This window comes from Nostoc favosum CHAB5714 (assembly GCF_020829495.1).
Taxonomy (GTDB): Bacteria; Cyanobacteriota; Cyanobacteriia; order Cyanobacteriales; family Nostocaceae; genus Nostoc; species Nostoc favosum.
On sequence record NZ_JAIVFQ010000136.1, the window covers coordinates 1 to 13,681 of the forward strand.

At 44.2% G+C, this 13,681-nt stretch carries 8 protein-coding genes; all 8 read left to right on the top strand.

Translation table 11 applies throughout. From position 1 onward, the window contains the following. The first annotated feature begins 606 nt into the window (after positions 1-606). The 8 genes from LC586_RS36610 (at position 607) to devC (ending at position 13,521) form a co-directional block, all read left to right on the top strand. The gene (locus tag LC586_RS36610; RefSeq protein WP_229490483.1) at positions 607-930 is read left to right on the top strand and encodes a hypothetical protein; all 324 of its coding nucleotides are present in this window, start codon (positions 607-609) and stop codon (positions 928-930) included. Between the two features lie 362 nt (positions 931-1,292). Further along, positions 1,293-4,799 (top strand): PAS domain S-box protein, encoded by a 3,507-nt coding sequence (locus tag LC586_RS36615; RefSeq protein WP_229490485.1) that lies wholly within the window; start codon positions 1,293-1,295, stop codon positions 4,797-4,799. Next, on the top strand, positions 4,796-5,272 hold the full coding sequence (locus tag LC586_RS36620) for a response regulator (protein ID WP_229490487.1): 477 nt from the start codon (positions 4,796-4,798) through the stop codon (positions 5,270-5,272). The genes LC586_RS36615 and LC586_RS36620 overlap by 4 nt, the downstream gene beginning before the upstream one ends. After that, positions 5,272-7,236: a hybrid sensor histidine kinase/response regulator gene (locus tag LC586_RS36625; protein ID WP_229490489.1), complete on the top strand. Its 1,965-nt coding sequence runs from the start codon at positions 5,272-5,274 to the stop codon at positions 7,234-7,236. Before LC586_RS36620 ends, LC586_RS36625 begins: the two co-directional genes overlap by 1 nt. 1,165 nt (positions 7,237-8,401) lie before the next feature. Next, the gene (locus LC586_RS36630; protein ID WP_229490491.1) at positions 8,402-9,625 is read left to right on the top strand and encodes a pentapeptide repeat-containing protein; all 1,224 of its coding nucleotides are present in this window, start codon (positions 8,402-8,404) and stop codon (positions 9,623-9,625) included. A 1,088-nt stretch (positions 9,626-10,713) separates the two neighbouring features. Continuing rightward, positions 10,714-11,910: an ABC exporter membrane fusion protein gene (locus LC586_RS36635; RefSeq protein WP_438822958.1), complete on the top strand. Its 1,197-nt coding sequence runs from the start codon at positions 10,714-10,716 to the stop codon at positions 11,908-11,910. Further along, positions 11,907-12,353: a hypothetical protein gene (locus LC586_RS36640; RefSeq protein ID WP_229490495.1), complete on the top strand. Its 447-nt coding sequence runs from the start codon at positions 11,907-11,909 to the stop codon at positions 12,351-12,353. Before LC586_RS36635 ends, LC586_RS36640 begins: the two co-directional genes overlap by 4 nt. Position 12,354: 1 nt before the next feature. Beyond that, positions 12,355-13,521 carry an ABC transporter permease DevC gene (gene devC / locus LC586_RS36645; RefSeq protein WP_229490497.1) on the top strand — a complete coding sequence of 389 codons (1,167 nt, stop codon included), beginning with the start codon at positions 12,355-12,357 and terminating at the stop codon, positions 13,519-13,521. The last annotated feature ends 160 nt before the right edge of the window (positions 13,522-13,681 follow it).

Below are 13,681 nucleotides of genomic sequence, written 5' to 3' on the forward strand. Positions count from 1 at the left end.
CTTTTCTCAAACATACCCGTGCTCCAAAGAAGAAGAAAGATCCTCCAAAGTATGACCCTCAGCATCCACATGTTTCCACTGCCAAACTTTTAGCGACTGCAAAAAAGTCACCTTGACAGGGCTACTCACGGGACTAAAGCAAAAACCCTTTACAATTCTCTTACTTTGCGCTCTTTGCGTCCTTTGCGGTTCGTTAAAAAAATAAATCGTTTAAGATTGCTATATGTCTGATAACAACACAGACTCTCTGAGAAATTGGTTAATAGTAGTCTGTCAATAAATAATTGATGGATAGATTATATCATGTTCGCTTGATTACTTATTAAACCCAAAGAACCCCACCCCGCCAAAGCTACGCTTCGCCTCCCCTCCTGCTTGCGGGGAGGGGATTAAGGGGAGCCAGTGCGGTCTTGGGGTTCACCTGCGTGGAGCATCTGGCGTGTGGGGTGCAATGACTGTGGAAATCATAACTAATTATGCGAACATGATATTAAGAGTAGAGACGGCGATTTATCGCGTCTCTTTTATATTTATTCTTTTTTTAATTGCTGTTTTTTTTAGCCTTTGTGAATGTTGAAGGTTTATCAACCGAGCAAAGGTTAGATTATGGAACCCAGATTGAATCGGCAAAAGGCGATCGCACAACAATCTTACCGGAAAATCTTCAACCACCCAAACATTGGAAAGCTTAAGTTTCACCCTTTGAACTCCAACGTTAAGCCTTTTAGCTCCAACGTTAAGCCTTTTAACTCCAACGTTAAGCCTTTTAGCTCCAACGTTAAGCCTTTTAGCTCCAACGTTAAGCCTTTTAGCTCCAACGTTAAGCCTTTTAACTCCAACGTTAAGCCTTTTAGCTCCAACGTTAAGCCTTTTAGCTCCAACGTTAAGCCTTTTAACTCCAACGTTAAGCCTTTTAAAATAGAAGATTAGCTAGAGTGACAGCGAAACCCAACTTACTGGTATAACCTGAGAAATATTCCCTCAGCAGGAGATAAACAATAAGACACCTGTCCTATCCTAGTCATTGCTATGGGGATAGAAAAAGGAGATGTCTGTAAGAAAGCGGCTGGAGATTTTAGATTTAATTCGGGAGTTTCGGTAGCAACTCAATTTTTCTCAGAAACAGTTTGCTGCTAGATTAAAAGTTTCATTCAAAACAGTCAATCATTGAGAAAATGAGCATACAGTGCCTTCACGGATAACGCTAAAACGAATAAAAGAAATGTTACGGCAGATGAGTAAACCCGGCAAAAGGCTGCTAAACCAGTATTTTCCAGAAGCAGAGTAGGGTTATGGCTCATAAAGTGAGGGCATCGAAACCTAAAAACATTTTTACTGGCAGTAGAGAGCAACTGCTGCATTATGGTATTGCTTTGCTATCCGTTGCCTTAGCACTGGGGGCAACTCTGCTGCTCAACCCATATCTCACGTCAACGCCTGCGGCGCTATTTTATGTTGCAGTGATGGTGAGTGCCTGGTACGGTGGCTTGGGCCCGGGGTTACTTGCTACCGTTTTGTCTACTTTGGCAATTAACTACTTCTTTTTTAAGCCACTCTATTCCCATAACATTACAAATCTAAGTTTAGTACCTCTGGTCGTGTTCATTCTGGCAGCAGGGTTAATCAGTTCGCTCAACGAATCACGGCGCACAGCGCAACGGAAAGCTGAGGCAAGTCTGAAGTCTCTACGTGAAAGCGAGGCAAGGTTTGGTCGCTTAACAGAGTCTAATATTATTGGGGTAATTGTGGCTGATCTGAACGGCTTAATCATTGAAGCCAATGATGCCTTTCTACAAATGCTCAATTATACACGCGAGGATTTGCGCTCTGGTAGAATTCGCTGGGGCGAGATTACTCCAGCCGAATACATTGAGGTGAGTGAGCGAGCAATTGAAGAACTTAGAATTACTGGGAGTTGTAAGCCCTTTGAGCAAGAATACATCCGCAAAGATGGCTCTCAAGTTCCCGTCTTAATTGGCTTTGCCAAGCAAGGAGATAGGACAATTATTGGTTTTGTTCTTGACTTGAGCCAACGGCAAGCTGCGCTACGCGAACAGCAAGCTGCGCTACGCGATCGCAAACAAGCCGAAATTGCCCAAAGCATCCTGCAAATGCTCTTAGAACACGTCCCAGAGGGAATTACGATCACCGACGGCCCTCCTGATTTCCCAATTATCGCCAATAGCAAACTCGCGCAAGAGCTTTTGGGCAGAACTGGTGAATCCCTCGTTGGTATGACTTCTGGCGAGTACGTTCAATCCATCGGTCTGTTTTTAGCTGATGGTGTAACGCGCCCCACCCTAGAGCAATTGCCTTTATACCGTGCTACGCGCTACGGTGAAACAATCCGCGATGAAGAATGCATCATTGAACGTCCTGATGGAACCCGGATTACAGCGATCGCTAATGTAGTACCAGTTCGGGATTCCCAAAGTCAGATTATCGGTGCAATCGATTGCTGGCGTGACATCACCAACCGCAAGCAGATGGAAGAGGCACTGCGGCAACGAGAAACAGAACTTCGCTTGATTACAGATACGTTGCCAGTTCTGATTTCCTTTGTAGATTCAGAACAACGCTACCGCTTCAATAACCGAGCATATCAAGAATGGTTTGGGCATTCGACGACCGAAGTTTATGGAAAGCATATTTGGGAAGTTTTGGGTGAACCCGCCTATAAAGTAGTTCGTCCCTATGTGGAACAAGTACTTGCAGGAGAGCAGGTCACTTTTGAAAGTGAAGTTCCTTATAAAGAAGGTGGAACACGCTACATTAATGCTATTTATGTTCCCCAGTTTAATCAACAGGGAACCGTTGAAGGGTATGCGGCATTAATTACTGACATTAGCGAACAGCAAGCTGCGCTGCGCGATCGCAATCAGGCAGAGGAGGCGTTGCGCGAGAGCAATGAGCGGCTAAACTTTGCGCTGCAAACCGCAGAATTGGGTGACTGGGATCTGGACTTGAGCAACCAGTCTGCTCACCGTTCCCTACGACACGACCAAATCTTTGGCTACGAGTCTCTTCTACCCGAATGGACTTACGACATGTTCCTGGAGCATGTCTTACCTGAAGATCGCGCTTTGGTTGATGCCAAATTTCAGACCGCTCTAATTAATCAGGATACCTGGGATTTTGAGTGCCGCATTCGCCGTGTTGATGGAGAATTACGCTGGATCTGGGCACGGGGTCATACTTATCATAATGCTCAAGGGAAAGCAGTGCGGATGCTGGGACTGATCGCCGACATTAGCGATCGTAAACTTGCCGAAGCAGCGTTGCGTGAAAGTGAAGCCCGCTTTCGCCAGATGGCAGACACCGCTCCCGTACTAATCTGGATGTCCGGTACTGACAAACTTTGTAACTATTTTAATAAACCCTGGCTAGATTTTACTGGGCGGACTCTAGAGCAAGAAATGGGCAATGGGTGGGCTGAAGGTATTCATCCTGATGATTTTCAACGTTGCTTAGATACATACATCAATGCCTTTGATGCCCGACAAAAATTTAAAATGGAATATCGCCTCAGACACAATGATGGCGAATACCGTTGGGTTTTCGATACTGGTGTGCCTCGGTTTGCACCAACAGGAGAGTTTCTCGGCTATATCGGCTCTTGTGTTGATATCCACGATCGCAATCTGGCAGAAGCAACGCTACGTGACAGCGAGGAGCGATACCGAATTTTAACAGAAGTGTCGCCCCAGGCTATTTGGATGGGCGATAGGGATGGTGGTATTACTTATTGCAATCAATACTGGTTTGATTACAGTGGACTGACAATGGAGCAGACTGCTGGGTATGGCTGGATTTATATCATTCACCCCGATGACCGCGATCGCGTTTTTAAAACTTCGATGGAGGCTGTTGCTAATGCTACAAACTACGAAATAGAAATTCGCTTCCGTCGAGTTTCTGATGGTAGCTATCGTTGGCATATTGTGCGGGGTTTGCCATTTCGAGATGCAGCCGGACAGATTATCAAGTGGGTGGGCATCGCCAGCGACATTCACGATCGCAAAATTGCCGAAGCCGCCCTGCAACAACTCAACGAAATGCTAGAGCAACGGATTCAAGAGCGCACAGCCCAACTCGAAGCCGCCAACAAAGAACTCGAATCTTTCTCCTATTCAGTCTCTCACGACTTGCGATCGCCGCTTCGCCACATCGCCGGATTTATAGAATTGCTTCAGAAACGGCATAGCTCAACAACTACATTAGATGAAACAAGTCAGCGTTATTTAAAAATAATTGCAGAAACTAGCAAACAGGCAGGAATACTAATAGATGAGTTGCTCACATTTTCTCGCATGGGGCGCACCGAGATGCGCTACATCAACATCAATATGGAGCAACTAGTGGAAGATATAAAACGCGATTTGCAAATCCAAACCCCAGGACGCACAATCAATTGGCACATAGAGTCATTGCCAGAAGTGCAAGGTGACCCCTCCATGATGCGGCTCGTGCTTCGCAACCTCATAGACAATGCCGTAAAATATACGCAGACTCGAAACCCAGCAGAAATTACTGTTGGCAGTATTGACAATGAAAACGAAGTTGTCTTTTTTGTACAAGATAACGGCGTAGGCTTTAATATGCAATATGTACACAAGCTATTCGGAGTATTTCAACGCCTGCATAGCGACCCAAAATTTGAAGGCACTGGTGTTGGATTGGCAAACGTGCAACGCATTATTCATCGGCATAATGGTCGAGTCTGGGCAGAGTCTGTAGTTGACAATGGAGCCACCTTCTATTTCTCACTACCTAAGTTGCCGAAGAAGGAGGGCGAATGAAAGAACTCAAGCGAATTCTGCTGATTGAAGACAGTGCCAACGATGCAGAATTAATATTGGCCGCCTTATCAGAAAATCATCTCGCCAACGAAGTGGTGGTACTGCGTGATGGAGAGGAAGCACTAGATTATCTCTATCGCCGGGGGCTGTTCCGGTTGCGGATGGAAGGGCATCCGGTTGTGGTGCTGCTCGATTTAAAACTACCTAAAATCGATGGATTAGAAGTGCTGACAGAACTAAAATCTGACCCAATAATGCGAGTGATTCCAGTCGTAGTGCTAACTTCTTCCCGTGAGGAGCCAGACTTACTTCGATGCTACGAGTTAGGTGTTAATGCCTATGTCGTCAAGCCTCTTGATTACCATGAGTTTGCCGATGCTATCAAGGGTGTGGGACTGTTTTGGGCAGTCATTAATCAGCCCCCTATTGGCGCTCTACCTCCAGCACCTCATCGTCAACAGGAGAGGAACTGATGAATATACTCCGTTTCCTGCTTTTGGAAGATAGTTTGTTAGATGCAGAGCTTGCCGAAGCGATGTTAAGTGAAGGCGGAATTAATTGCGAACTAATACGAGTTGAAACTGGCGCTGATTTCCTGGCTGCTTTGGAAGCAGAGACTTTTGATCTAATTCTTGCCGATTATGCCCTACCCTCTTTTGATGGAATTTCAGCTTTAGAAATTGCCCGAAATCACTGTCCACAGGTTCCTTTTATCTTTGTTTCTGCCGCGCTGGGTGAAGAATTAGCGATCGAAGCCCTGAAGAATGGTGCAACCGATTATATATTAAAGCAACGATTAGGGCGGTTAGTTCCCTCAGTGCAACGGGCATTGCGGGAAGCCAAGGATCGGCGTGAGCGCCAGCAAGCACAAGAGTCGTTACAGAAGAGTGAAGCCAAGTATCGCCGAATTGTTGATACCTCTTATGAGGGAATCTGGATGATTGACTCTCAAGCACGAACAGAGTTTGTAAATCAACGCTTCTGTGAAATGTTAGGCTATCCGGCTCAAGAAATGCTTGGTCGTTCTATGTTTGATTTTATGGATCGGGCTGCTATCCCATCAGCCGAACAGAAACTGGAGTGGCTGAAGCGACAAGGGAGCGATCTAAAAGAAGGTCGATTGCGCTGCAAGGATGGTTCGTACATTTGGACACTGATTTCTGCTAGAGCGATTTTGAATGAACAAAATGAGTTCTTGGGCGCGATCGCTATGCTAACTGATATCACCGATCGCAAGCGCACCGAATCAGAACGCGATCGCCTTTTGCAACTTGAGCAAAGAGCCAGGGCGGAAGCAGAGGCTGCTAACCGGATCAAAGATGAGTTTCTAGCAGTACTTTCCCATGAATTGCGATCGCCCCTGAATCCAATTATCGGCTGGGCAAAACTGTTGCAGAGCCGTAAATTTGATGAGATATCACTTAAAAAAGCTCTTGAAACCATTGAACGCAATGCCAAGTTACAAGCTCAACTAATTGAAGACTTGCTGGATGTTTCTCGCATCCTTCAAGGCAAACTCAATCTCAACATGATGCCAGTCAATCTGGCATTCACCATTGAAGCCGCAATGGAAACAGTGCGTTTAGCAGCAGAGGCAAAAACCATTCAGATTGAGACGGCGCTTGATCCGCAGGGGAAAGTTTTGGGTGATTTAGCCCGCTTACAGCAAGTCTTCTGGAATTTGTTATCGAATGCCGTCAAGTTTACAGCGACTGGGGGAAAAGTAAATGTGCAATTGGAGTGCATCGACGCTCATGTGCAGATTACTGTCAGCGATACAGGTAAAGGTATTGATCCTGATTTTCTACCTCATGTGTTTGACTATTTCCGTCAAGGTGATGGTACAACAACTAGAAAGTTTGGTGGGCTAGGGTTAGGTTTAGCGATCGCTCGTCACTTGGTGGAAATGCACGGTGGAACGATTTTGGCTGAAAGTCTTGGCGAGGACAAAGGAGCTATCTTTACAGTTAGATTACCTTTGCTCAAGGAAAGTGCAACAATCAAGGATGACACGAATGCTGATTCCTCAACTGCCGTTTTTCCTTCTTCTCCCCTGATGGGTTTACAAGTTCTGATTGTAGATGACAATGCTGATACCCGCGACTTTTTCAGCTTTGTGCTGGAACAGTTTGGAGCGATCGTCACCACAGTAGCATCAGGAGATGAAGCATTACAAGCGCTAACACAGTCAAAGCCAGATATCTTACTCAGCGATATTGGGATGCCAGAGATGAACGGCTATATGCTGATCAAACAGGTGCGGACTCTAGAAGCAGAAATAGGGGAAAAACAGATTCCAGCGATCGCTCTGACTGCTTATGCAGGCGAAATCAATCAGCAGCAAGCACTAAAAGCAGGCTTTCAACACTACATCGTTAAACCTGTAGCACCAGAGGAATTGCTCACGGCGATTTCTAATCTAGTCCAATCTACTTAGTACAGCATTTCCTTAATTCGTAGCGAATTAAATTTGGCAATACCCTGCAATGGCAATGAATGCGTCGGCGGCCTTGTTAATGCGCCAGCGGCCTTGTTAATGCGTCGGCGGCCTTGTTAATGCGCCAGCGGCCTTGTTAATGCGCCAGCGGCCTTGTTAATGCGTCGGCGGCCTTGTTAATGCGTCGGCGGCCTTGTTAATGCGTCGGCTTGCATTGTTAATGTGTCGGCGGCCTTGTTAATGCATCTCAATGCAATGTCAATGCGTTCCCCTGCATTGGAAACGCTACGCTTTTACGCAAAACTGTACTTATACCATTTCTTTGTGAGGCTGCGCCAAACCCTTTTAACTTCTTTCTTTCTTTGTGTCCTTTGCGTCCTTTGCGGTTCGTTTCTCTTTCTTCTTTCTTGTACTTAAATATGGTTTAGCGCATCTTCATACAGAATTGGTATTAGGTGTTTGCGATCAACCTGAGTAATTAGATGAACCTCATTAATGTTAAAATTTTTAAATTATTTTTCAAAGCTAATACAAGCGTTTCAATTGCGTGGCATAGCTTCGTTTCAGGCAGAGCAATGTTGTGTCTTTACCACTAATATCATGTTTGCTTGATTACTTATTAAACCCGAATCACCCCACCCCGCCAAAGCTGCGCTTTGTCTCCCTGCCCCTAATCCCCAGAGGGGGCGCCCCGAGTTCCCCGATGCTTTGGGGAGGAGATTAAGGGGAGCCAGTGCGGTCTTGGGGTCTCCCCAAGTGGAGCATCTGGCGTGTGGGGTGCAATGACTATGGAATCATAACGAATTACCCGGACATGATATAACCACCGCAGTTCAGGGGATGTTTAACTCATCCCCCGGCTTCAAGCCGGGGGGAAATCGAAGTCATTAGTCATTAGTCATTAGTCATTAGCACCAATGACTCATGACTAATAACTAATGACTAAATCGGCGGGCGGCTATCCCGGACACCCCTTGAAGGGATGGGATTCCCGCCGATTTTCGTTGAAAAATAAGTTATCAAAGATTTCATAGATGATTTCTATGAAGTAGATTTAAGAATCTGTCAAGTAGTTACGTGTTTGTACTCTATCATAACCTTGCATATCCTCTTAAAATCAACCTAAAATTATTTACGTAAGGGGTCAGATATGAAGACTTATGACATGTCTCTCATTAAGACAAATGGACTCACGACTTTGTTAGTATTTATCTTAATTATATTTATTTTCACATTAACTCTAATTTTTTCATTATTTGAAACCCTTGCAGTATTTTCAAATCAACAAAAAATACAATATATTAATCAAGCATTAACAACTGTTGCCATAATCATTGGAGGATTAGCATTAATAATTAATGCTTACTATACTTCCAGACTCTCTTTTGGTGAAAATCAGAGTGTGTTAACCAAACTCCTTTATCGGACACTAGCTTGGGATAACAACATGGTAACTGACATTAAGAATACCCAAGAAACTCTAGAAGAAATTGTTCCAGAACGTTTTTCTAAAGCAATTGAACAGTTGGGAAATGAAAAGATTGAAACACGGTTTGCTGCAATTTATGCTTTAGAGCGAATTGCCAGAGATTCTCACAAAGACCATTGGACAATTATGGAAATTCTCGCTGCGTTTATCCGCGAGAATGCCCCAGTAAATCAGAAATATGAGGACTCACAGAACTTATCAAAACTTCCTACAGATATTCAAACAGCCTTGACTGTCATTGGACGACGCGATTCATATAAAGATCCGGTAAATCAGAAACTAGATTTACGCAATACAGACCTCAGTAATGCAGACTTAACCGAAGCTAACCTCTCTAAGGCAATTCTCGTAGGAGCTAACTTGCAATGGGTCAATTTTACACGAGCAAATCTCTCAGAGGCAGACTTATCAATAACCTATCTTTGTGGATCAATCTTGTATGAAGCCAATCTACAAAAAGCAATGCTCCCAGAAGCCAATCTCCAAGGCGTAGTCCTCAGAAAAGCGAACCTCTCAAAGGCAATCCTTTACGATGCCAACTTGGAAGGGGCAATCCTTTGTGATGCCAAATTACAAGGAGCAATCCTTTGTGGTGCCAACTTAGAAGGAGCAGTCCTTTGTGATGCTAACTTGGAAGGAGTAAACTTTGAGGATAGCAACCTTCAAGATGCAAACTTGATTGGTAGTAACTTGCAAAACGCAAAACTTGTTGGAGCCAACTTAGAAGCTGTGTTACTCAGTACAGCCAACCTGCAAGATGCTAACTTCCAAGAAGCTAACCTCTCTAGAGCAAACTTGAGCGGATGTGAAAACCTTGAATTACAGCAGATTGAACAGGCGATTGGCGATCGCACAACAATGCTACCAGAAAACTTTAAAATACCCAAACACTGGAAGTAACAAAAAGCTAAAGTTTCAGTCAATTAAGCCTCTTGTTATAACCCGCGCAGGCGGGTTTTTTTGTATAGACATTTCATATCATGTCCGCATAAATAGTTACGCTAACCACAGTCATTACACCCCACCCCCAACCCCTCCCGAAGAGCGGGGAGGGGAGACAAAGCTATGCTTTGGCGGGGTGGGGTTCTTCGGGTTTAATAAGTAATCAAGCGGACATGATATCATTCTATACATAAACCGCCCAGAACTAAAGTTCTAGGCTAATAGCTAAAGTCCGTTAAAACGGACTAGAACCTTTTCTCAGTCATCTTTAGATGACTTTCGCTATAAGAGAGGTGAATTCATTCTGAGGCGGGCTAGATGAGAATGAAATAGCCCTGGGCTGGGGGTGGGGTACAATGACTGTGGGAATCATAACTAATTACCCGGGCTTAATATAACAATTATGAAATGCCAAGAGGTTATCAACACAGTTGCGATCGCGCAGTGAGGTTATTGGTAGCAAATGGATTGGTCTATTTAAAAGACAACTCAAGAAAATAAATTTTCGGAGGTAAATATATCACTAAAAATTATATAAATATCAAATTTAAAGATATTTTTTAGAAAGTAAACTTTATTTGTATTCTCTGATAAAAAGGTTTATTTGATTTAATTTGTCTCTAATTGTTGGCGCTGTTACAACCCGCGAGTTTGAAAACATTTACTATACCTGAGTACTTTAAAAAAACAAAAGTATTTCATCAAAAACATAAGTCTATTAATACTGGAGAGTGACTTGTTGTTATCCCAGCTAAATCGCAGTAGGTTGGTAAATTCTCAACAATTACCATTTTTAATGAACTTGGAATCGAAAGATTAATACCATTTCTTTGTGAGGCTGCGCCAAATTTTCTTTCTTTCTTTCTTTCTTTCTTTCTTTCTTTCTTTCTTTCTTTCTTTCTTTCTTTGTGTCCTTTGCGCCCTTTGCGGTTCGTTTTTCTTCCTTATACTTCAGTCCTAATATGGTTTAGCGCATCTTCATACAGAATTGGTATAACAATAACTATTTAATTTTTTCTGCGCCACTAGTTAAGAGGTAATCTATGGTGCGAAACTCAAAGCTAGGGTACAGAACGTTCCCTAAGTCTCTTCTGCGTCTATCCGTTGGTATAGGTATAATTGCATTTTTATCGATTGGCGGAATAAGTTTTTATATACTAAAAAGCTGGCAAAATTATGCAAATTCAGAGACACAAGTGCCAGCAACACAATTGCCACAGTTAAAAACGGTAACAGCTTTAGGGCGGATTGAACCACAGGGAAAGGTAATTAAACTCTCTGCTGCGGTATCTGCGGAAGGAAGTCGGGTAGAAAAGTTGTTAGTGAAAGAGGGGGATAGGGTAAAAGCAGGACAGGTGATTGCGATTTTGAACAGCCGCGATCGCTTGCAAGCAGAATTAGAACAGGCACAGGAACAAGTAAAAGTAGCCCAGGCAAACCTAAACCGCATCCAAGCAGGTGCTAAACCCGGTGAAATTGCCGCTCAAAAAGCCGCGATCGCTCGCTTAGAAGCAGAACGCCAAGGTGATATTAATGCCCAAGCAGTGACAATTGAGCGATTCCAAGCCGAAGTGCGTAACGCCCAAGCAGAAGATGAACGCTATCAGAAACTATATCAACAGGGCGCAATTTCCGCCTCCCAACGAGATAACAAGCGTTTAAACTTGGAAACCGCTCAAAAAAGCCTGCAAGAAGCACAAGCACAGTTAAATCGGACTCAATCAACTAGCCAGCAAAAGATTAAAGAAGCCACAGCAACACTCGATGAAATCGCCGAAGTGCCCAAAGTGGATATAAAAGCTGCCCAAGCAGAAGTCAATCGTGCCATAGCAGCCATGAATCTGGCAAAAGTAAATTTAAAACAGGCCGAGGTGCGATCGCCTCAAAATGGACAGGTATTTGAGATCCATACCCATCCTGGCGAATTAATATCAAATGATGGCATTGCTGATATCGGACAAACCAACCAGATGTATGTCATAGCCGAAGTCTACGAAAGCGATATCGACAAAGTGCGTTCAGGGCAGCAAGTGCGAGTATTTGGTGATTCCCTCTCCATTGAATTCCAGGGAATCGTAGATCGCAAAGGCTTACAAGTGCGGCGGCAGAATGTCATTAACACAGATCCTGCTAACAATATCGATAACAGAGTAGTGGAAGTCCATATCCGACTAGATGAAGCCTCCAGCCGAAAAGCCGCCACCTTAACCAATATGCAAGTTAAGGCAGTAATTGAATTATGAATAGGGCATGGGGAATTGGGCATGGGGCATTGGGCATTGGGAATTGGGAATTGGGCATTGGGCATGAGTCTTTAATACTCGCTGACGAGTCTTTAATACTCGTGAATGAGTCTTTGATACTCGCTGACGAGTCTTTAATACTCGTGAATGAGTCTTTAATACTCGTGAATGAGTCTTTAATACTCGTGAATGAGTCTTTAATACTCGTGAATGAGTCTTTGATACTCGCTGACGAGTCTTTAATACTCGTGAATGAGTCTTTAATACTCGCTGACGAGTCTTTGATACTCGCTGACGAGTCTTTAATACTCGTGAATGAGTCTTTGATACTCGCTGACGAGTCTTTGAACTCCATTCCCCTGCTCCCCCCGCTCCCCCTGCTCCCCCTGCCTCCCCCACTCCCCACTCCCCACTCCCCACTCCCCACTCCCCCCTTCTTATAATGTGATTAAACAACTGCGACGGCGAACCCCTCTTGGATGGCTGCAACTGAATCATGAAAAAAGCCGTCTTTTAGTGGCATTGTCAGGGATTGCCTTTGCGGATCTTCTCATGTTCATGCAACTGGGCTTTCAGACTGCGCTGTATGACAGTAACACTAGACTGCATCGCAGTTTACAGGCAGACATTGTTTTAACCAGTCCTCAAGCCCGTAACTTGCCAAGCTTGTCTACATTTTCTCGTCGGCGACTTTACCAAGCAATGGATATACCAGGGGTGAAGTCAGCAGAAGCAATGTATTTCAACAACACAATCTGGAAAAATCCCCAAACACACCGTGAGACGGGGGTGTTAGTTATTGGGTTTAATCCAGATAAGCCAGCCTTTAACTTACCCGATGTTAACCAGCAATTGCAGACAATCAAGCTACCAGGTGCTGTCTTGTTCGATCGTGGTGCTAGAGGAGATTATCAAAAAGCGATCGCTCAAATTGACCAAGGTAAAACCCTAACCACCGAAATAGAACGGCGCACAATTACCATTAGTGGCTTATTTCAAGTCGGGGCTTCCTTTGGCTCTGATGGCAATTTGATTACCAGCGATCAAAACTTTTTGCGGCTATTTTCTGGGCGACAGTCCAGCAGTGTCAGTTTAGGTTTGATAAAGGTAAAACCAGGCTATGACCCGAAAAAGGTAGCAGCAACATTGAAAGCCTACCTAAAAGATGATGTCAAAGTCTTAACCCACGCCGAATTTATTGAATTTGAAAACAACTTCTGGAGAACAAATTCCCCAATTGGGTTTATTTTCAGCCTGGGTGTATCGATGGGCTTTGTGGTGGGCGTGATTATCGTCTATCAAGTCCTTTCCACCGATGTTAATGCCCACGTTCGGGAATACGCCACCTTCAAAGCAATGGGATATCGCAATTACTACCTGCTAGGTGTGGTACTTGAAGAATCGTTGATATTGGCAGCACTGGGCTTCTTCCCCGGATTAGGAGTATCCTTAGCACTTTATCAACTGACTCGCAGTGCTACAAATTTGCCCATGTACATGACTGCGATTCGAGCATTGCAGGTATTAGTGCTGACTATCATTATGTGTGCAATTTCCGGTGCGATCGCAACCCGCAAACTCCAAGCCACCGACCCCGCTGATATGTTTTAGAACTAAAGGAGTAGGGAAGAATTTTTACAACTCCAAACTCCAAACTCCAAACTCCAAACTCCAAACTCCAAACTCCAAACTCCAAACTCCAAACTCCAAACTCCAAACTCCAAACTCCAAACTCCAAACTCCAAACTCCAAACTCCAAACTCCAAACTCC